We start from the raw sequence: 20,756 nt of genomic DNA on the forward strand, positions 1-20,756 counted from the left end.
ATGGCCATCAAGGTTTTACTGGTCGAGGATGACCGCGCGCTACGGGAGGCACTGGCCGATACGCTGTTGCTTGCCGGGCACGATTACACAGCGGTCGGTTCGGCGGAAGAGGCGTTGGCTGCGGTCGGTGGCGAAGCATTTAATTTAGTGGTCAGTGACGTCAATATGCCGGGCATGGATGGTCATCGGTTGCTGGGATTGCTGCGGGCTCGTCAGCCGCAGCTGCCGGTGCTGCTGATGACTGCTCACGGTGCTGTCGAGCGAGCGGTCGATGCCATGCGTCAAGGTGCAGCGGATTATCTGGTCAAGCCATTCGAGCCCAAAGCCCTGCTCGATCTGGTGACGCGTCACGCACTGGGTAATCTTGGCGCGACCGAGAATGAGGGGCCTGTGGCGTTCGAGCCGGCCAGTGCGCAATTGCTGGAATTGGCCGCACGGGTGGCGCGCAGTGACTCCACGGTATTGATTTCCGGTGAGTCCGGGACCGGCAAGGAAGTGCTGGCGCGTTACATCCATCAGCACTCCCATCGCGCCAGTCAGCCGTTCATTGCGATCAACTGTGCAGCGATCCCGGACAACATGCTCGAAGCCACCTTGTTCGGTCACGAAAAAGGTTCGTTCACCGGCGCCATCGCGGCGCAGGCCGGCAAGTTCGAGCAGGCCGATGGCGGGACGATCCTGCTCGATGAAATCTCCGAAATGCCCCTAGGCCTACAGGCCAAGTTACTGCGGGTTTTGCAGGAGCGCGAAGTCGAGCGAGTCGGCGCGCGCAAGCCGATCACGCTGGACATCCGAGTGGTCGCCACCACCAACCGTGACCTGGCCGCTGAAGTGGCGGCGGGGCGTTTTCGTGAAGACCTATATTATCGCCTTTCGGTGTTTCCGCTGGCCTGGCGTCCACTGCGCGAACGCACCGCCGACATCCTGCCGCTGGCCGAGCGGCTGCTGGCCAAACACGTCAATAAAATGAAGCACACCGCGGCGCGACTGTCGTCTGAGGCGCAGGCATGCCTGATCGGTTATCCGTGGCCGGGTAATGTGCGTGAGCTGGATAACGCGATCCAGCGTGCCTTGATTCTGCAGCAGGGCGGTTTGATCCAGCCGCAGGATTTCTGCCTGGCCGGGCCTGTGGCGTGTGCGCCGTTGCCGACTTTGGTAGCGATGCCCGCGCGCGCAGTGGAAGTCGAAGCCGAATCGGCAGGCGCCCTCGGCGATGACCTGCGGCGCCGTGAATTCCAGATGATCATCGACACCTTGCGCTCCGAGCGCGGCCGTCGCAAAGAAGCCGCCGAGCGACTGGGCATCAGCCCGCGCACCTTGCGCTACAAGCTGGCGCAGATGCGCGACGCCGGAATGGACGTGGAAGCGTACTTGTTCGCCACCTGAAAGTTGACGCAAACAACACCGATCCAAATGTGGGAGCGGGCTTGCTCGCGAAAGCGGTAGACCAGCCAGCATCTCTATTGAATGGAAAACCGTATTCGCGAGCAAGCCCGCTCCCACATTTGTTTTGCGGTGGTTCACGGTTGAGCAAAGCCCGGAATTGGCTTTTGTTTAGAGCGGCCACGGAGCTGGCACCCTTGTTGCTAACACCTCGCTACCCGCCGAGTGAGTGTCAAAAAATTGCGGGTCGCCAAAGACGTAGCTTCGTCAAAGAGAGAAACCATGAGCCAAGGTATTGAATTCAATCGGTTGATGCTGGACATGCGCTCCATGCAAATGGATGCGATGTCTGCGCCGAAATCGACGGCCGCAGTCCCTGAGTTGGGTGGCAGCAGTTTTTCCGACATGCTCGGTCAAGCCGTCAATAAAGTGAACGACACCCAGCAGGCGTCCAATCAGTTGGCCAGTGCCTTCGAGATCGGTAAAAGCGGCGTCGACCTGACGGATGTGATGATTTCCTCACAGAAGGCCAGCGTGTCTTTTCAGGCGTTGACCCAAGTGCGTAACAAGCTGGTTCAGGCATACCAAGACATCATGCAGATGCCGGTTTAAGGACGAGATTGAGTCATGGCAGAAGCAATCGCCGATAATGTTCCGGCCAAGGCCACTCCAATAGACGGCAAACCGCCGCTGTTCGGGTTGTCCTTCCTGGAAAACCTCTCCGAGATGACCATGTTGCGTCAGGTGGGCCTGTTGGTGGGCCTGGCTGCGAGCGTGGCGATTGGTTTTGCCGTGGTGTTGTGGTCCCAGCAGCCGGACTACCGGCCTCTGTATGGCAGCCTTGCCGGTATGGATGCCAAGCAGGTCATGGAAACCCTGGCCGCAGCCGACATTCCCTATACCGTTGAGCCGAACTCCGGTGCCTTGCTGGTCAAGGCCGATGATCTGTCCCGTGCGCGGCTCAAGCTCGCGGGCGCTGGTGTCACTCCCAGCGACGGCAACATCGGTTTTGAGATCCTCGACAAGGAACAGGGGCTGGGCACTAGCCAGTTCATGGAAGCGACCCGCTATCGTCGTGGCCTCGAAGGCGAACTGGCCCGGACCATTTCCAGCCTGAACAACGTCAAGGGTGCCCGCGTGCATCTGGCGATTCCGAAAAGCTCGGTGTTCGTGCGTGACGAACGCAAGCCAAGCGCTTCGGTTCTGGTTGAACTCTATTCCGGTCGCTCGCTGGAGCCGGGCCAAGTCGTCGCCATCATCAATCTGGTGGCGACCAGTGTTCCTGAACTGAGCAAGTCGCAGATCACCGTGGTCGACCAGAAGGGCAACCTGCTGTCGGATCAGGCGGAAAATTCAGAACTGACCATGGCTGGCAAGCAATTCGATTACAGCCGTCGCATGGAAAGCATGCTCACCCAGCGTGTGCACAACATCCTGCAACCGGTGTTGGGCAATGATCGCTATAAAGCCGAAGTCTCGGCGGACGTGGATTTCAGCGCTGTCGAGTCGACTTCCGAGCAGTTCAACCCGGACCAGCCGGCGTTGCGCAGTGAGCAGTCGGTCAACGAGCAACGTACCGCCAGCAATGGCCCGCAAGGTGTGCCGGGTGCCCTGAGCAACCAGCCGCCATCGCCAGCCTCGGCGCCGCAAACCACCGGTGGCGCCACCGCGTCGGCCGGCATGGTGCAGCCAGGTCAGCCATTGCTCGATGCCAACGGCCAACAAATCATGGACCCGGCCACCGGCCAGCCGATGCTGGCGCCGTACCCGGCGGACAAGCGTCAACAATCCACCAAGAACTTCGAACTCGACCGTTCCATCAGCCACACCAAACAACAGCAGGGTCGTTTGAATCGCCTGTCGGTGTCGGTGGTGGTGGATGATCAGGTCAAGGTCAACGCGGCCAACGGCGAAACGACTCGTGCGCCATGGAGCGCCGATGAATTGGCGCGCTTCACTCGTCTGGTACAGGACGCGGTCGGTTTCGACGCCAGCCGTGGCGACAGCGTCAGCGTGATCAACATGCCGTTCTCCGCCGAGCGCGGTGAAGTGATTGCCGAGATTCCGTTCTATTCCCAGCCGTGGTTCTGGGACATCGTCAAGCAAGTGCTGGGTGTGTTGTTCATCCTGGTGCTGGTGTTCGGCGTGCTGCGTCCGGTGCTCAACAACATCACCGGTGGCGGCAAAGACAAGCAACTCGCAGGTCTGGGCAGCGACGTGGAACTCGGTGGCATGGGCGGCCTGGACGGCGAACTGGCCAACGATCGCGTCAGCCTCGGTGGCCCGACCAGCATCCTGCTGCCGAGCCCGAGCGAAGGCTATGACGCACAGTTGAACGCAATCAAGAGTCTGGTGGCAGAAGATCCGGGTCGCGTGGCCCAGGTCGTGAAAGAGTGGATTAACGCAGATGAGTGATAACCGAGCCGTTGCCGCCAAACTGACCAAGGTTGACAAAGCCGCGATTCTGCTGCTGTCCCTCGGTTCCACCGATGCTGCGCAAGTGCTGCGCCACATGGGGCCCAAAGAGGTCCAGCGTGTGGGTGTGGCGATGGCCCAGATGGGCAACGTGCACCGCGAGCAGGTCGAACAGGTGATGAGCGAGTTCGTCGACATTGTCGGCGACCAGACCAGCCTGGGCGTCGGCTCCGATGACTACGTGCGCAAAATGCTCACCCAGGCCCTGGGCGAAGACAAGGCCAATGGCCTGATCGACCGGATCCTGCTGGGCGGCAACACCAGTGGCCTCGACAGCCTGAAGTGGATGGAGCCGCGCGCTGTTGCCGACGTGATCCGATACGAGCACCCGCAGATCCAGGCAATCGTGGTCGCGTACCTCGACCCGGATCAGGCCGGTGAAGTGCTGGGTAACTTCGACCACAAGGTCCGGCTGGACATCATCCTGCGGGTGTCCTCGTTGAATACTGTGCAGCCGGCAGCCCTGAAAGAACTCAACCAGATTCTCGAGAAGCAGTTCTCCGGCAACTCGAATGCCTCGCGCACCACCCTGGGTGGCATCAAGCGCGCGGCCGACATCATGAACTTCCTCGACAGCTCGATCGAAGGTCAGCTGATGGATTCGATCCGCGAAGTCGACGAAGACCTGTCCGGTCAGATCGAAGACCTCATGTTCGTGTTCAACAACCTGTCCGATGTCGACGACCGCGGCATTCAGGCGCTGTTGCGCGAAGTGTCCTCGGACGTACTGGTGCTGGCCCTCAAAGGCTCAGACGAAGGCGTCAAGGAAAAGATCTTCAAGAACATGTCCAAACGAGCGGCCGAACTGTTGCGCGACGACCTCGAGGCCAAAGGCCCGGTGCGCGTCAGCGACGTGGAAACGGCGCAGAAAGAAATCCTCACCATTGCCCGCCGTATGGCCGAAGCCGGAGAAATCGTTCTCGGCGGAAAGGGCGGCGAAGAGATGATCTAAGGTCACTATGTCGTCTAAACATGATGAGTCCAACACCGACCTGATCCGGGCCAAGGATGTCAGTGGTTTCGACATCTGGTCGCTGCCCAGTTTCGACCCGTTTGTGCCAGAACCCGAGCCGGAGCCGGAGCCCGAACCGCCGGAAATGGAAGAAGTGCCGCTGGAAGAAGTCCAGCCACTGACCCTCGAAGAGCTCGAGAGCATTCGCCAGGAGGCCTACAACGAAGGCTTCGCCGTTGGCGAAAAAGAAGGTTTCCACAGCACCACGCTCAAGGTCCGTCAGGAAGCCGAGGTGGCTCTGACGGCCAAGATCGCTGGTCTGGAACAACTGATGGTCAACCTGTTCGAGCCCATTGCCGAGCAGGACACCCAGATCGAAAAGTCGCTGGTCGACCTTGTGCAGCACATCACCAAACAAGTGATTCAGCGTGAACTGGCCATCGACTCGACGCAGATCGAACACGTCATGCGTGAAGCGCTCAAGCTCTTGCCGCTGGGTGTGGGCAATGTGCGGCTGTACATCAACCCGCAAGATTTCGAACAGGTCAAAGCCCTGCGCGAGCGCCATGAAGAAACCTGGCGCATCGTCGAGGACGAGTCCTTGTTGCCGGGCGGTTGCCGGGTCGAGACCGAACACAGCCGTATCGATGCGACCATCGAAACCCGTGTTACTCAGGTCATGGTCAAGCTGTTCGACCAACTGCACGATCAGGCGCTGCACCCGGCCGCGCCGGACCTGAGCCTGGAATTGCCGAGCGACGAAAAGCCAGCGCTCGCCCCGGAATTGGACGCCCCTGATGCGCCTTGATCGCACCAGCTTCGCCAAGCGCCTCGGGAGCTACGCCGAGGCCATTACACTTGCCGGCGCACCGATCCTCGAAGGTCGCCTGCTGCGCATGGTCGGCCTGACCCTCGAAGCCGAAGGCTTGCGCGCCGCCATGGGCAGCCGCTGCATGGTCATCAACGACGACAGCTATCACCCGGTGCAGGTCGAAGCCGAAGTCATGGGCTTCTCTGGCAGCAAAGTTTTTCTGATGCCGGTCGGCAGCGTCGCCGGCATCGCGCCCGGTGCCCGTGTTGTTCCCCTGGCCGATAACGGTCGCCTGCCGATGGGCATGAGCATGCTCGGGCGGGTGCTCGATGGCGCCGGTCGTGCGCTGGATGGCAAGGGCGGGATGAAGGCTGAAGACTGGGTGCCGATGGACGGCCCGACCATTAACCCGCTCAAACGTGACCCGATCAGCCAGCCGCTGGATGTCGGTATTCGCTGCATCAACGGTTTGTTGACGGTCGGTCGCGGTCAGCGGCTCGGGTTGTTTGCCGGTACGGGCGTGGGCAAGAGTGTGCTGCTGGGCATGATGACCCGCTTCACCGAGGCCGACATTATCGTCGTCGGGCTGATCGGTGAGCGGGGTCGTGAAGTTAAAGAATTCATCGAACACATCCTCGGTGAAGAAGGGCTAAAGCGTTCGGTGGTAGTGGCGTCGCCAGCGGACGATGCGCCGCTGATGCGTCTGCGCGCGGCCATGTACTGCACGCGGATCGCCGAGTATTTTCGCGACAAGGGCAAGAATGTCCTGTTGCTCATGGATTCCCTGACCCGTTTCGCCCAGGCCCAGCGGGAAATCGCCTTGGCCATCGGCGAGCCGCCGGCGACCAAGGGTTATCCGCCGTCGGTGTTCGCCAAGTTGCCGAAACTGGTGGAGCGCGCCGGTAATGCTGAAAAGGGCGGCGGTTCGATCACCGCGTTCTACACGGTATTGTCCGAAGGCGACGATCAGCAAGACCCGATCGCCGACTCGGCGCGGGGCGTGCTCGACGGGCACATCGTGCTGTCCCGGCGTCTGGCCGAGGAAGGGCATTACCCGGCCATCGATATCGAAGCGTCCATCAGTCGGGTGATGCCGTCTGTGGTTGGCATCAAGCACATGAATCACGCGCAGATGTTCAAGCAATACTGGTCGCGTTATCAGCAGAGCCGTGACCTGATCAGCGTCGGCGCCTATGTGCCCGGCGGTGACCGGGAAACCGACACTGCGATCCATCTGCAACCGGCCATGACCATGTACCTGCGCCAGGGCTTGAACGACAACATCAACATGGGCGCCAGCGAAGGTCATCTCGCTTCGATCTTCGCGCCAGCGCCGGGCGGTTAACCGGTCATGGCCTCGAGCCGCGCAGCACGCCTGGCGCCTGTGGTGGAAATGGCTGAAAAGGCCGAGAAAACCACCGTCCAGCGCCTGGGGCATTTCCAGGGTCAGGTTCGTCTGGCGGAAAGCAAACTCGCGGACCTCGAAGCCTTTCGTCTCGATTATCAAGAGCAATGGATCGTGCGCGGCAGCAGTGGCGTTTCGGGTCAGTGGCTGCTGGGTTATCAGGGATTTCTCGCGCAACTGGGCACGGCCATCGACCAGCAGCGTCAGAGTCTGAACTGGCATCAGAACAACTTGAACAAGTCCCGGGAGGCCTGGCAGCAGGCGTTTGCCCGGGTCGAAGGTTTGCGCAAACTGGTTCAGCGCTACAGGGATGAGGCGCAGCAACTGGAGGACAAGCGCGAGCAGAAGCTGCTGGATGAGTTGTCCCAGCGGTTGCAGCGTCAGGATCCGTATTGAGTCAGGTAGCCCGCGAAGGCGATTTCACAAACCCTACAATTGTTCAGCCTTGCTCCAGCCCCCATCAGGTGCTAAACCTTCTACACGTATGTTCGCCAATGACAAGGAAGCCGTGAAATGTCAGTCGTTACAGAAGTATCTCAGGATGGGAAGAAGCTGACGATTTCGATCGAAGGACGATTCGATTTCGGTCGGCATCAGGAGTTTCGCGAGTCCTACGAGCGACTCAACAAAAAGCCCGAGTCCATTGTGGTGGACCTGAAGAAAGCCACTTATCTCGATAGCTCGGCGCTGGGCATGCTGCTTCTGCTGCGTGATCACGCCGGTGGCGACAGTTCCGATATTCGCGTCGTCAACAGCAGCACCGACGTGAAGAAAATCCTCGCCATCTCCAACTTCGACAAGTTGTTCGACATCAGTTGAGCGTCATGCAATCGCTCGAACCGCTGACGATCCTGATCGCCGAAGACAGCGCGGCCGATCGCATGCTGCTGTCGACTATCGTCCGTCGCCAGGGCCATGAAGTGCTGACGGCTGGCGACGGCGCCGAGGCGGTCGAAGTGTTCCGTTCGCAGCGACCGCACTTGGTGCTAATGGACGCCATGATGCCGGTGATGGACGGTTTCGAGGCCGCGCAGCAGATCAAGGCGCTGGCCGGCGAAACGCTGGTGCCGATCATCTTTTTGACGTCGCTGACCGAAAGCGAAGCCCTGGCCCGTTGTCTGGAGGCCGGGGGCGATGATTTTCTGGCAAAGCCTTACAACCAGGTGATCCTCGCCGCGAAGATCAAGGCCATGGACCGCTTGCGGCGTTTGCAGGCCACGGTGCTGGAGCAGCGCGACCTGATCGCCAGGCACCACGACTACCTGCTCAACGAACAACGGGTGGCCAAAGCCGTGTTCGACAAGGTCGCCCATTCCGGTTGTTTGAATGCACCGAACATCCGTTATCTGCAATCGCCCTATGCACTGTTCAATGGCGATCTGTTGCTGGCTGCGTTCAACCCGGCCGGCGACATGCATGTGCTGCTTGGCGATTTCACTGGCCATGGTTTGCCGGCCGCTGTGGGTGCCATGCCGTTGGCCGAAGTTTTCTACGGCATGACGGCCAAGGGCTACGGCTTGTCCGAAACCCTGCGCGAGATGAACGCCAAGCTCAAACGTATCCTGCCGGTGGACATGTTCTGCTGTGCGACCCTGCTGTGCCTGAGCTTTCAGCGAGGATCGGTGGAGGTCTGGAACGGCGGGATGCCGGACGGTTACCTGCACAGCATGGCTAGCGGCGAACGTACAGTACTGACGGCACGGCACTTGCCGCTGGGCGTGCTGAGTCCGCAAACCTTCGATGACCGCACCGAGGTGTTCCCGATGGCCGTCGGGGATCGGGTCTTTCTGTTGTCCGACGGGGTGATCGATACCTGCGATGCCAATGAACAATTGTTTGGCGTAGAGCGATTGGAGCAGGTGTTTGCAGCCAATCGACAACCTGATGCGCTGTTCGAAGAGATCGAACAGGCCCTGCGGGATTTTCGCGGCGAGGCCCGCGATGACGTGAGCATGGTCGAGGTCAGCCTGCTGGAGGCTGCGCAACTGAGTCCGCCAGCGCCGGTGTACTCCGACAGCGGCCAGTCCAGCCCGCTGGACTGGTCGGTGAGTTTCGAGTTTCGCGCCGCCACTCTCAAACGCTTCAATCCGCTGCCGTACTTGTTGCAATTGCTGCTTGAGGTGCATGGCCTGCGGACTCAGAGTGGCGCACTCTACAGTGTGCTGGCAGAGCTTTATTCCAACGCCCTGGAGCATGGCGTGCTGGGCCTGGATTCGAGTCTCAAACGCGATGCTTCGGGTTTTGCGCGTTATTATCAGCAGCGCAATGCACGCCTGGACGAATTGCGGGACGGTTTTGTGCGGGTGCATTTTCAAGTGACGCCAAAAGGCGCGGGCGGTTGCCTGACGGTCCGGGTCGAAGACAGTGGCAAGGGTTTCGATGTGGCGCGGGTGATGGAGCGTCCTGTCGATGATGATGTCCGTCTGTCGGGACGTGGCGTCAGCTTGATCCGCCAGTTGAGCGATCATGCGAGCTGGTCCGATAATGGTCGCAGTGCTCGCGTGGAGTTCTTCTGGGAGGCTCTGGCCTAATCCCAGGCATTTTCTTCTTGATCAAGGAGCGAACAAGTGGCTGACACACATCTGGATCGCGACGTGCTGAGCGCGTTGCAGGAAGTTATGGAAGACGGGTATCCAGAATTGCTCGATACCTTTCTCGCCGATTCCGAAGAGCGTTTGAGTCTGCTGCAAAAGGCTGATAATGCCGATCAGTTGGGCGCGGCTGCGCACAGCTTAAAAGGCAGTTGCAGCAATATGGGCGCTACCCGGCTGGCCGAGTTGTGTCATGAGTTGGAGCAGCGAGCCAAGCAGAAAAGCCTTGAAGGCATTGAAGCGCTGGTCGGAGAAATTGACGGCGAATTCGCCATTGTCCGACCACTCTACGAAGCGGAACGCCAGCGCTCCCTTGCTGAATAAAGCAACCATCCGACGCTTTTAGCGGCCAGCGAATAAAGCTGGCTCGACCCTTGCAGTCAACTTGCTCAACTGTACCTACGATCCCAGTGCAGCGGAGACCGTTTTATGCCCGTTACCCCCAATATCCTTCTTCAGGCCTCCGCTACGGCCAGGAAACAAGCCGCGACCGCCAATGCACCGGCGCTGACGGATGAGTCCGGGGACAAAGCCTCCAGCTTCGCTCAGGTTTACGCCAATCAAGCCCGAAACAAGCCCTCGGCTGTGGTGGACGGATCGGTTAAACCTGCGCGCGACAAAGCGCCGGACAGTGCCGGCAAAAAAGACGTGAGCAACGACAAGTCTGCCGCCCCGGAACCGACGGTTGCCGATAGCGGCAAATCCTTGCCCGCCGATAAACCGGCGCAGGCTGACGACAAGACGGCCAGCGATGACGCGCCGGATACGGCTGAGACGTCGACGCCGGTGGCCGATACCGCACCTGTCGATCCGACTCTCGATCCTGCGTTGGTGATGCAGCCGGTGGTGCCAGCCCCGGTGCCGGAAACCCCAACAGTTGTGACCACTGTGCAACCACACGTTGAGGCGCCTGGCGCCGCCGTCGTTACCGCAGCTACGGCGCAGACTGTTGCGACCATCGACCCGGATTTCGATCCCGAAGCCGATCCTCTCGATGCGTTGCCTGCCGTGCGCATGGCCATGGAGCAGGGCGGGCACGTTTCGGCTGCAAGCCAGGCCCAGCCCAAAGCTGCACCGACCGCGGCTCAAGTCGATGGCGAGCCAACTTCGGCACAAAACTTTGCCGCGGGCATGGCGACCATGCTAGATGTGCAAGCCGATCAGGACAGCACCCGTCAGGGTGGCGAAAAGGCTTTCAGTGGCCTGATCGATGACGGCCTCAAGGATCTCAAATCCGCCAGCAGCGATACCCGTGTCGATGATTTCGCCAACCGTCTGGCGGCACTGACACAGGCGGCAACGCCGAAGACTGCCAATGCATTGCCGGTGAACCAGCCAATCGCCATGCATCAGAGCGGTTGGACCGAAGAGGTGGTCAACCGGGTCATGTACCTGTCCAGTGCCAACCTCAAAGCGGCCGACATTCAGTTGCAACCGGCCGAGTTGGGGCGCCTCGATATTCGGGTGAACATGGTTCCGGATCAACAAACCCAGGTGACCTTCATGAGCGCCCACCCAAGCGTTCGCGAAGCGCTCGACGGGCAAATGCATCGCCTGCGTGACATGTTCGCGCAGCAAGGCATGGGCCAGGTTGATGTCAACGTTTCCGATCAGTCCCGTGGCTGGCAGGGTCAGGAACAGGCTCAACAGGGGCAGGGTGGGCGTGCCAATGCCAATAGCGGTCGCCTCGATTCTGTCGATGAAGAGCTTCCAGCGACGGTCGCTGAAGTAACCGCGAACACCACCAGCGTGATCGGCACCAGCGCCGTCGACTACTACGCCTGATCAAACGCAGAACCCTGTAGGAGCTGGCTTGCCAGCGAAAACGGTGTGTCAGCCAATACACCTATCGACTGGCACACCGCCTTCGCAGGCAAGCCAGCTCCTACATGGCATAACACTTGCTCTTGCCTTGCCGTGCGACTGTGAAAACCCGAATAGTGACGGATTATTGGCATGGCGAAGAGCGAAGCAGTAGTAAAAGACCCCGCAACCAAAGGCAAAATCAAGCTGATCATTGTGATCGTCGTGGCCCTGCTGCTGGCGATCGGCTTGTCCGTGGGGGCGACCTGGTTCTTCATGCACGGCGCCCAGAGCAAACCTGCCGCTGCGGCTGAAACCGCTGTGGTCGGCAAGCAGCCGGCGATCTTCGAGGCCATGGCGCCGGCCTTCGTGGCCAACTACACCCAGAACGGCCGTCAGCGCTACATGCAGGTGAGCATCACCCTGCAGGGCCGCAATCAGGCCGATCTGGAAGCGCTCAAAGTCCACATGCCGGTGATCCGCAATAACCTGGTGATGCTGTTTTCCGGTCAGGATTTCGCCACGCTGGCCACGCCTGTCGGCCAGGAAATGTTGCGCCAGAAAGCCACGGCCAGCGTCCAGGAAGTGGCGCAGAAAGAGCTGGGCAAAGTGGTGATCGAACAGTTGCTTTTCACTAATTTCGTACTGCAGTAGGAACACGACATGGCCGTGCAGGACCTGCTGTCCCAGGATGAGATCGATGCGCTGTTGCATGGCGTCGACGATGGTCTGGTACAGACCGATACCGCCGCCGAACCCGGCAGCGTCAAAAGCTATGACCTGACCAGCCAGGATCGCATCGTCCGTGGACGCATGCCGACCCTGGAAATGATCAACGAGCGTTTCGCCCGCTACACCCGCATCAGCATGTTCAACATGCTGCGCCGCTCGGCGGACGTTGCCGTCGGTGGTGTGCAGGTGATGAAGTTCGGCGAATACGTGCACTCGCTGTATGTGCCGACCAGCCTCAACCTGGTCAAGATCAAACCGTTGCGCGGCACTGCGCTGTTCATCCTTGACGCCAAACTGGTGTTCAAACTGGTGGACAACTTCTTCGGCGGCGACGGCCGTCACGCGAAGATCGAAGGGCGTGAATTCACCCCGACCGAACTGCGTGTGGTGCGCATGGTGCTGGAGCAGGCCTTCGTCGATTTGAAAGAAGCCTGGCAGGCAATCATGGAAGTGAACTTCGAGTACATCAACTCGGAAGTGAACCCGGCCATGGCCAACATCGTCGGCCCGAGCGAAGCCATTGTGGTGTCGACGTTCCACATCGAACTCGATGGCGGTGGCGGCGACCTGCACGTGACCATGCCGTACTCGATGATCGAGCCGGTGCGCGAAATGCTCGACGCCGGCTTTCAGTCCGATCTCGACGACCAGGACGAGCGCTGGGTCAACGCCTTGCGCCAGGACGTGCTGGACGTCGATGTGCCGATCGGTGCCACGGTTGCCCGCCGCCAGTTGAAGCTGCGCGACATCCTGCACATGCAACCGGGGGACATTATCCCGGTGGAAATGCCGGAAGACATGATCATGCGCGCCAACGGCGTGCCGGCCTTCAAGGTCAAGATGGGTTCGCACAAAGGCAACCTCGCATTGCAAGTGATCGAGCCGATCGAGCGCCGCTGACCGGCGCTCCCCTCCCTTTTAATTGACTGCTCTTGATTGAGCAGGTGCCCGCCGAGGACAAATGATGAATGACGATATGAACGCCCAGGACGACCAGGCACTGGCCGATGAATGGGCTGCGGCACTGCAAGAAACCGGTGACGCCGGTCAGGACGATATCGATGCCTTGCTGGCCGCCGACGCCGCCGGTTCGCCGTCCAACCGTCTGCCGATGGAAGAGTTCGGCAGCGTGCCGAAGAACAACGATCCGGTGACGCTGGATGGTCCGAATCTGGAAGTGATCCTCGACATTCCGGTGTCGATTTCCATGGAAGTCGGCAGCACCGACATCAACATCCGCAACTTGCTGCAACTCAACCAGGGTTCGGTGATCGAGCTCGATCGTCTGGCCGGCGAGCCGCTGGACGTGCTGGTCAACGGCACGCTCATCGCCCACGGTGAAGTGGTGGTGGTCAACGAAAAGTTCGGCATCCGCCTGACCGACGTGATCAGCCCAAGCGAACGCATCAAGAAGCTGCGCTGAGTGAAAAAGGTTCTGGGAGGGGGGCTTGGGTTAGCGCTGGCCTTGTCGTTCAGCGTACTGGCGGCCGAACCGGCTGCGACAGCGGCTGCTGCACCGGCCGTCAGCAGCGGTGTGGCCGGGCAATTGACGCAATTGGTATTCGGCTTGCTGCTGGTGCTGGGGCTGATCTTCTTCCTCGCCTGGCTGTTGCGCCGGGTCCAGCAGGCCGGGCCGGCTGGCAAGGGGCAGGTGATCGAGCTGATCGGTTCGCGCGCCCTGGGTCCTCGCGATCGTTTGATGTTGGTGCAGGTCGGCAACGAGCAGATCCTGCTCGGTCTCAGCCCCGGTACCATCACCGCGCTGCATGTGCTCAAGGAGCCGGTGCCGGTGCCCGCCACTACCGAGAAAGCGACCCCGGAGTTTGCTCAGCATCTGTTGAAGATGCTCGGCAAGGATCAGAAGGATAAGAAGTAATGGGTGCGCTACGCATCGTCTTGACGCTGGCCCTGATGCTGGCCGCCCCGCTGGCGTTCGCCGCCGATCCGTTGTCGATCCCGGCGATTACCCTGGGCACCAACGCCGAAGGCGCTCAGGAATACTCGGTCAGCCTGCAAATCCTGCTGATCATGACCGCGCTGAGTTTCATCCCGGCGTTCGTCATGCTGATGACCAGTTTCACCCGGATCATCATCGTTTTCTCGATCCTGCGTCAGGCCCTGGGCTTGCAACAGACACCGTCGAACCAGATCCTTACCGGCATGGCGCTGTTCCTGACCATGTTCATCATGGCGCCGGTGTTCGATCGGGTGAATCAGGATGCCTTGCAGCCGTATCTGGCGGAGAAACTCACCGCGCAGGATGCCGTGACCAAGGCGCAGGTGCCGATCAAGGACTTCATGCTGGCCCAGACTCGCAGCAGCGATCTGGAGCTGTTCATGCGCTTGTCCAAGCGCACTGACATTGCTTCGCCCGATCAGGCGCCGCTGACGATTCTGGTGCCGGCGTTCGTGACCTCCGAGCTGAAAACCGCGTTCCAGATCGGCTTCATGATCTTCATCCCGTTCCTGATCATCGACCTGGTTGTGGCCAGTGTGCTGATGGCCATGGGTATGATGATGCTCTCGCCACTGATCATTTCCCTGCCGTTCAAGATCATGCTGTTCGTGCTGGTGGATGGCTGGGCGTTGATCATTGGCACCCTGGCGAGCAGCTTCGGCGGTGTTTCACCATGACGCCGGAAGTTGCCGTGGACATCTTTCGCGAAGCGCTATGGCTGACCACCGTGATGGTCGCCGTGCTGGTGATTCCGAGCTTGCTGGTGGGGTTGTTGGTGGCAATGTTTCAGGCGGCTACCCAGATCAACGAACAGACCCTGAGCTTCTTGCCGCGCCTGCTGGTGATGCTGGTGACCCTGATCGTTGCCGGTCCGTGGCTGGTGCAGACTTTCATGGAATACATCCTCCAGCTGTACCACAGCATTCCTCAGGTCATCGGCTAAACCATGTCGCTGCTTCAGCTGACCGATACCCAGATCAGCACCTGGGTGGCGACGTTCATGTTGCCGCTGTTTCGCATCGGCTCGTTGCTGATGGTCATGCCGATTTTCGGCACGACGCTGGTGCCCACGCGCGTCCGTCTGTACTTCGCCCTGGCGATCACCTTCGTGATCGCTCCCGGCCTGCCGCCGATGCCGCCGGTCAACGCACTCGACCTGAGCGCGCTGCTGCTGATCGCTGAGCAAGTCATCATTGGCGCGGTATTGGGCTTTTCCTTGCAGCTGTTTTTCCAGGCTTTCGTGGTCGCCGGACAAATTGTCGCGATCCAGATGGGCATGGGCTTCGCCTCGATGATCGATCCTACGAACGGTGTATCGGTGGCGGTGATCGGGCAGTTTTTCACCATGCTGGTGACCCTGCTGTTCCTGTCGATGAACGGCCATCTGGTGGTATTCGAAGTCCTCACCGAAAGCTTCACCACGCTGCCGGTCGGTGGCGGGTTGATGGTCCATCATTTCTGGGAACTCGCCGGCAAACTCGGCTGGGTGCTCGGTGCGGCGCTGCTGCTGGTGTTGCCGGCAATCACCGCGTTGTTGGTGGTCAACATTGCGTTTGGCGTGATGACCCGGGCAGCGCCGCAGTTGAACATCTTCTCCATCGGCTTCCCGCTGACTCTGGTACTCGGCTTGTTCATCGTCTGGGTCGGCCTGGCGGACATTCTCAATCAGTATCAACCACTGGCCGCCGAAGCCTTGCAGTTGTTACGCGAACTGGCACGGGCGCGCTGAGTCATGGCCGAGAGCGAAAGCGGTCAGGACAAAACAGAAGACCCCACGGAGAAACGTAAAAAGGACTCCCGCGAGAAGGGCGAAATTGCGCGCTCCAAGGAACTCAACACCCTGGCGGTCATGCTCGCCGGCGCTGGTGGGTTGCTGATTTTTGGCGGCGCGCTGGCTCAGGACTTGATGGAACTGATGCGCATGAACTTCTCGCTCTCGCGAGAGGTGATTCTGGATCAGCGCTCCATGGGCACTTATCTGCTGCACTCAGGGCAGATTGCCCTCGTTGCGATTCAGCCGGTGATGATCACCATGCTGCTGGCTGCGCTGATCGGTCCGATCTCCCTGGGTGGCTGGCTGTTCGCGGCCGGCTCCATGGCCCCCAAGTTCAGTCGCATGAACCCCGGCGCGGGCCTGAAACGGATGTTCTCGGCCAAGGCGCTGGTGGAGTTGCTCAAGGCGCTGGCGAAGTTCTTCATCGTGTTGTTCGTGGCATTGGCGGTCTTGTCATCGGACATAGACGATCTGCTGCGCATCGCCCACGAACCCCTCGACATGGCGATCATCCACAGCCTGCAAGTGGTCGGGTGGAGTACCTTGTGGATGGCCTGCGGGCTGATCATCATCGCCGCGGTGGATGTGCCGGTGCAGCTGTGGGAAAGCCACAAGAAACTGCTGATGACCAAGCAGGAAGTGCGCGACGAGCACAAGGATCAGGAAGGTAAACCAGAGGTCAAACAGCGCATTCGCCAGTTGCAACGCGAAATGTCGCAGCGGCGGATGATGGCCGCAATCCCCGAGGCCGACGTGGTCATTACCAACCCGACCCACTACGCCGTGGCCCTCAAGTACGACCCGGACAAGGGCAATGCGCCGGTGCTGTTGGCCAAGGGCAGCGACTTCCTCGCCCTGAAGATTCGTGAAATCGCCGTGGCCAACAATGTGCTGCTGCTCGAATCGCCGGCGCTGGCGCGTTCAATCTACTACTCCACCGAGCTGGAGCAGGAAATTCCCGGCGGGCTTTATTTGGCGGTTGCCCAGGTGCTGGCCTACGTCTACCAGATCCGCCAGTACCGCGCCGGCAAGGGCAAACGCCCGGATCCGCTCCAGGATGATTTGCCGATTCCACCGGATTTGCGTCGCGATTCCTGATTGTTGTGTTGGCCTCTTCGCGGGCAAGCCTCGCTCCTACAGGTTTGAGTCATGCGAACGACACGGGCCTGTAGGAGAGAGGCTTGCCCGCGAAGGCGTCGATTCAGGCAATACAAATCCCCGAAACAGACCTCTATCCCCCACTCTGCAAAAGTTGGAAGGCTTCTTGCAATAGCCGCCCTGCGCCTGCTTCAGGCGTCAAAAGTTTGCTTTAAAGGAACGGGGAAAACCGGTGGATCGCTCTCAGTTAATCAACAGTGCCCGCACTAACATGGCAGACCTCAGTCGAGGCAATCTGGGCGTGCCGCTGTTGCTGCTGGTCATGTTGGCGATGATGATGTTGCCGATACCGCCGTTCCTGCTGGACGTGTTCTTCACGTTCAACATCGCGCTGTCGATCGTTGTGCTGCTGGTTTGCGTCTACGCCTTGCGGCCACTGGATTTCGCGGTGTTCCCGACCATCCTGCTGGTGGCGACGCTCATGCGGCTGGCGCTGAACGTGGCGTCGACGCGAGTGGTGATGCTGCACGGTCAGGATGGCCACGAGGCGGCCGGTAAGGTGATCCAGGCCTTCGGTGAAGTGGTGATCGGCGGTAACTACGTGGTCGGTATCGTGGTTTTCGCGATTTTGATGATCATCAACTTCGTCGTGGTAACCAAGGGTGCCGGGCGGATTTCCGAGGTGAGCGCGCGGTTCACCCTCGACGCGATGCCGGGCAAACAGATGGCGATCGATGCCGATTTGAACGCCGGTCTGATCGACCAGAACCAGGCGAAATTGCGCCGTCAGGAAGTCGCTCAGGAAGCCGAGTTCTACGGCTCCATGGACGGTGCCAGCAAGTTCGTACGCGGTGACGCCATCGCCGGGCTGTTGATTCTGTTCATCAACCTGATCGGCGGCATGGCGGTCGGTATCTTCCAGCACGGAATGACTTTCGGCGATGCCGGTCGGGTATACGCCTTGTTGACCATCGGTGACGGTTTGGTGGCGCAATTGCCATCACTGCTGTTGTCGACCGCCGCCGCGATCATGGTGACCCGCGCTTCCGGCTCGGAAGACATGGGCAAGCAGATCAATCGTCAGATGTTCGCCTCGCCCAAAGCCTTGGCGGTGGCCGCTGGTTTGATGACGGTGATGGGCCTGGTGCCGGGCATGCCGCACTTCTCTTTCTTGAGCATGGCAGCCCTGGCAGCCGGTGGCGCGTACCTGTTCTGGAAGAAGCAGAACGCGGTCAAGGTTCATGCTCTGCAAGAGGTCAAGCGTCAGCAGGAGCTGCTGCCATCGCCGGCCCGGGCTCAGGAAACCAAGGAGCTTGGCTGGGATGACGTGACGCCGATCGACATGATCGGCCTGGAAGTCGGCTATCGTCTGATTCCGCTGGTGGATCGCAACCAAGGTGGTCAGTTACTGGCACGGATCAAGGGGGTGCGTAAAAAGCTCTCCCAGGACCTGGGCTTCTTGATGCCGACTGTGCATATCCGGGACAACCTCGACCTGGCGCCAAGCGCCTACCGTCTGACTCTGATGGGCGTGATTCTGGCCGAAGCCGAGATTTACCCGGACCGCGAGTTGGCGATTAACCCGGGGCAGGTCTACGGCACGCTCAACGGCATCACCGCCAAAGATCCGGCTTTCGGTCTGGAGGCGGTCTGGATTGAAATCAGCCAGCGCGCCCAGGCGCAATCCCTGGGTTACACCGTGGTCGATGCGAGTACGGTAGTGGCGACCCACTTGAACCAGATTCTGTACAAGCACTCCAGCGAGCTGATTGGCCACGAAGAAGTCCAGCAACTCATGCAATTGCTGGCCAAAAGCTCACCAAAACTGGCTGAAGAGTTGGTGCCGGGGGTGGTTTCGCTGTCGCAACTGCTCAAAGTCTTGCAGGCATTGCTGGCCGAACAGGTGCCGGTACGCGACATCCGCAGCATCGCCGAAGCCATCGCGAACAACGCCGCCAAGAGTCAAGATACTGCCGCTTTGGTGGCCGCGGTGCGCGTCGGCGTATCCCGTGCAATTGTGCAAAGCATTGTAGGCACTGAGTCGGAGCTGCCTGTGATCACCTTGGAACCAAGGTTGGAACAAATATTGCTCAATAGTCTTCAAAAGGCAGGACAAGGCTCGGAAGAGGGCGTTCTGCTGGAGCCAAGCATGGCGGAGAAACTGCAACGTTCGTTGATCGAAGCGGCGCAGCGTCAGGAAATGCAAGGTCAACCGGTGATTCTGCTGGTGGCCGGTCCGGTTCGCGCGATGCTCTCGCGATTCGGCCGACTGGCAGTCCCGGGTTTGCATGTGTTGGCCTATCAGGAAATTCCTGACAACAAGCAAGTGACCATCGTTGCGACAGTAGGGCCCAACGGCTGAGGTAGTGGTTTATGCAAGTTAAGCGTTTTTTCGCCGCCGATATGCGTCAGGCCATGAAACTGGTTCGTGATGAGCTGGGCGCCGATGCCGCCATCATCGGCAATCGCCGGATCGCCGGTGGTGTCGAGCTGACGGCTGCCCTGGATTACAAATTGTCGGCGCTGGCTCCACGTGTTCCGAACATGGAACTCGAGGACGAGCTGCGCAAGACCCAGTCGCGGATCGCTACCGCCCAGGCCGAACTGAGCCTGCGTGGTGATGGCGAGAGCGACAAAACCACCAACCGCCAATTGTTCGCCGGCCTGCCGTTGACCGCCGCCGAGCCGCTGATCGAACCGACGCTGGCCGAGCCCCGGCGCCCGACACCCGCGCCTGCCGCAGCCACCGGCGTCGACCCTCGGGCATTCGACTCGATGCGCTTCGAGCTCAACAGCCTGCGTGAACTGATGGAAGTTCAACTCGGCTCGCTGGCCTGGAATCAGCTGCAAGGCAGTCGTCCGGCCCAGGCCAACCTCTGGCGCCGCTTGCAACGCATCGGCCTGTCCGGCCCGTTGTCGCGCGATCTGCTGGCACTGATTACCGATATTGAAGAACCCCGTCAGGCCTGGCGCATGTTGCTCGCGCACCTGGCGCGGATGATCGCCACCCCGGAAGTCGAGCCATTGGAAGAGGGTGGTGTGATTGCCATGGTCGGCCCGGCCGGCATGGGCAAGACCACCACGCTGGCCAAGCTCGCGGCCCGTTACGTGCTCAAGTACGGCGCGCAGAACATTGCGCTGGTGAGCATGGACAGTTATCGCATCGGTGCTCAGGAACAGCTCAAGACCCTGGGCCGCATTCTCAACGTGTCGGTCACCCACATCGACCCGGGCCAATCGCTGGTGCAGGCAATGGAGCCTTTGCTGCGCAAACGCGTGGTGCTGATCGATACCGCCGGCTTGCAGGCCAGCGATCCGGCACTGCGCATGCAGCTCGAAAGCCTGGCCGGACGCGGCATCAAATCAAAAAATTATCTGGTCCTGGCAACCACCAGCCAGAAACAGGTTCTAACCGCTGCTTATCACAGTTACAAACGTTGCGGCCTTGCCGGCTGCATCCTGACTAAACTGGATGAAACGGCAAGCTTGGGCGAGGTGTTGAGCCTGGCCATCAGTCATGAGTTGCCGGTGGCGTATCTGACCGATGGCCCGCGGATCCCGGATGATTTGCATCTGCCGCGTCGTCACCAGTTGGTCAGTCGCGCCGTTAGCGTGCAAATGCAGGAAGAACCCAGCGAAGAAGCCATGGCTGACATGTTCGCTGATATTTATCACAGCCCGACCAAGCAGGTTGGCTGAGGTATTAATGAACAGTTTTTGTACCTACATCGATGGTCTGCCATGCATTGTTCCGTTTGTGAACGCGCAGCCAGTA

General features: G+C 60.1%; 21 protein-coding genes. All 21 read left to right on the forward strand.

All coding sequences use genetic code 11. The annotated features are described in order from the left end of the window. The 21 genes from IC37_RS21425 to flhF all read left to right on the forward strand — a co-directional run bounded on the left by IC37_RS21425 (position 1) and on the right by flhF (position 20,680). Positions 1-1,386: a sigma-54 dependent transcriptional regulator gene (locus tag IC37_RS21425; protein WP_030130537.1), complete on the forward strand. Its 1,386-nt coding sequence runs from the start codon at positions 1-3 to the stop codon at positions 1,384-1,386. Positions 1,387-1,665: 279 nt separating this feature from the next. Beyond that, positions 1,666-1,995, forward strand: a complete 330-nt coding sequence (fliE, locus tag IC37_RS21430) for a flagellar hook-basal body complex protein FliE (RefSeq protein ID WP_008072611.1) — start codon at positions 1,666-1,668, stop codon at positions 1,993-1,995. A gap of 15 nt (positions 1,996-2,010) precedes the next feature. Further along, complete coding sequence (fliF, locus tag IC37_RS21435; protein ID WP_030130538.1) at positions 2,011-3,798, forward strand: flagellar basal-body MS-ring/collar protein FliF; 1,788 nt, start codon at positions 2,011-2,013, stop codon at positions 3,796-3,798. After that, complete coding sequence (gene fliG, locus IC37_RS21440; RefSeq protein WP_007894195.1) at positions 3,791-4,810, forward strand: flagellar motor switch protein FliG; 1,020 nt, start codon at positions 3,791-3,793, stop codon at positions 4,808-4,810. The genes fliF and fliG overlap by 8 nt, the downstream gene beginning before the upstream one ends. A gap of 7 nt (positions 4,811-4,817) precedes the next feature. After that, positions 4,818-5,618, forward strand: a complete 801-nt coding sequence (fliH, locus tag IC37_RS21445) for a flagellar assembly protein FliH (RefSeq protein WP_030130539.1) — start codon at positions 4,818-4,820, stop codon at positions 5,616-5,618. Further along, positions 5,608-6,966, forward strand: coding sequence for a flagellar protein export ATPase FliI (gene fliI, locus IC37_RS21450; RefSeq protein WP_030130540.1), 1,359 nt, complete (start codon positions 5,608-5,610; stop codon positions 6,964-6,966). The genes fliH and fliI overlap by 11 nt, the downstream gene beginning before the upstream one ends. A gap of 6 nt (positions 6,967-6,972) precedes the next feature. After that, positions 6,973-7,422: a flagellar export protein FliJ gene (fliJ, locus tag IC37_RS21455; protein WP_030130541.1), complete on the forward strand. Its 450-nt coding sequence runs from the start codon at positions 6,973-6,975 to the stop codon at positions 7,420-7,422. A gap of 117 nt (positions 7,423-7,539) precedes the next feature. Next, the gene (locus IC37_RS21460) at positions 7,540-7,845 is read left to right on the forward strand and encodes an STAS domain-containing protein (RefSeq protein WP_030130542.1); all 306 of its coding nucleotides are present in this window, start codon (positions 7,540-7,542) and stop codon (positions 7,843-7,845) included. A gap of 5 nt (positions 7,846-7,850) precedes the next feature. Further along, positions 7,851-9,557 carry a fused response regulator/phosphatase gene (locus IC37_RS21465; protein ID WP_030130543.1) on the forward strand — a complete coding sequence of 569 codons (1,707 nt, stop codon included), beginning with the start codon at positions 7,851-7,853 and terminating at the stop codon, positions 9,555-9,557. A 36-nt stretch (positions 9,558-9,593) separates the two neighbouring features. Beyond that, a complete protein-coding gene (locus IC37_RS21470; RefSeq protein WP_030130544.1) occupies positions 9,594-9,941 on the forward strand; it encodes an Hpt domain-containing protein in 348 nt (115 codons plus the stop codon). A gap of 105 nt (positions 9,942-10,046) precedes the next feature. Continuing rightward, on the forward strand, positions 10,047-11,402 hold the full coding sequence (locus IC37_RS21475) for a flagellar hook-length control protein FliK (protein ID WP_030130545.1): 1,356 nt from the start codon (positions 10,047-10,049) through the stop codon (positions 11,400-11,402). 171 nt (positions 11,403-11,573) lie between these two features. Then, a complete protein-coding gene (gene fliL / locus IC37_RS21480; RefSeq protein ID WP_030130546.1) occupies positions 11,574-12,074 on the forward strand; it encodes a flagellar basal body-associated protein FliL in 501 nt (166 codons plus the stop codon). A 9-nt stretch (positions 12,075-12,083) separates the two neighbouring features. Next, positions 12,084-13,052 (forward strand): flagellar motor switch protein FliM, encoded by a 969-nt coding sequence (fliM, locus tag IC37_RS21485; RefSeq protein WP_030130547.1) that lies wholly within the window; start codon positions 12,084-12,086, stop codon positions 13,050-13,052. Positions 13,053-13,116: 64 nt separating this feature from the next. Then, a complete protein-coding gene (gene fliN / locus IC37_RS21490) occupies positions 13,117-13,575 on the forward strand; it encodes a flagellar motor switch protein FliN (RefSeq protein WP_030130548.1) in 459 nt (152 codons plus the stop codon). Next, positions 13,576-14,028, forward strand: a complete 453-nt coding sequence (gene fliO / locus IC37_RS21495) for a flagellar biosynthetic protein FliO (protein WP_030130549.1) — start codon at positions 13,576-13,578, stop codon at positions 14,026-14,028. Continuing rightward, the gene (gene fliP / locus IC37_RS21500; protein WP_030130550.1) at positions 14,028-14,786 is read left to right on the forward strand and encodes a flagellar type III secretion system pore protein FliP; all 759 of its coding nucleotides are present in this window, start codon (positions 14,028-14,030) and stop codon (positions 14,784-14,786) included. Before fliO ends, fliP begins: the two co-directional genes overlap by 1 nt. Further along, positions 14,783-15,052, forward strand: coding sequence for a flagellar biosynthesis protein FliQ (fliQ, locus tag IC37_RS21505; RefSeq protein ID WP_030130551.1), 270 nt, complete (start codon positions 14,783-14,785; stop codon positions 15,050-15,052). Before fliP ends, fliQ begins: the two co-directional genes overlap by 4 nt. Positions 15,053-15,055: 3 nt before the next feature. Next, positions 15,056-15,838, forward strand: coding sequence for a flagellar biosynthetic protein FliR (gene fliR, locus IC37_RS21510; RefSeq protein WP_030130552.1), 783 nt, complete (start codon positions 15,056-15,058; stop codon positions 15,836-15,838). A 3-nt stretch (positions 15,839-15,841) separates the two neighbouring features. After that, positions 15,842-16,981, forward strand: a complete 1,140-nt coding sequence (flhB, locus tag IC37_RS21515) for a flagellar biosynthesis protein FlhB (RefSeq protein WP_030130553.1) — start codon at positions 15,842-15,844, stop codon at positions 16,979-16,981. A gap of 232 nt (positions 16,982-17,213) precedes the next feature. Then, complete coding sequence (gene flhA / locus IC37_RS21520; RefSeq protein ID WP_030130554.1) at positions 17,214-19,343, forward strand: flagellar biosynthesis protein FlhA; 2,130 nt, start codon at positions 17,214-17,216, stop codon at positions 19,341-19,343. Positions 19,344-19,354: 11 nt separating this feature from the next. Continuing rightward, on the forward strand, positions 19,355-20,680 hold the full coding sequence (flhF, locus tag IC37_RS21525) for a flagellar biosynthesis protein FlhF (protein WP_030130555.1): 1,326 nt from the start codon (positions 19,355-19,357) through the stop codon (positions 20,678-20,680). Positions 20,681-20,756 lie beyond the last annotated feature (76 nt).

This window comes from Pseudomonas sp. QTF5, from assembly GCF_000512695.2.
Classification (GTDB): Bacteria; Pseudomonadota; Gammaproteobacteria; order Pseudomonadales; family Pseudomonadaceae; genus Aquipseudomonas.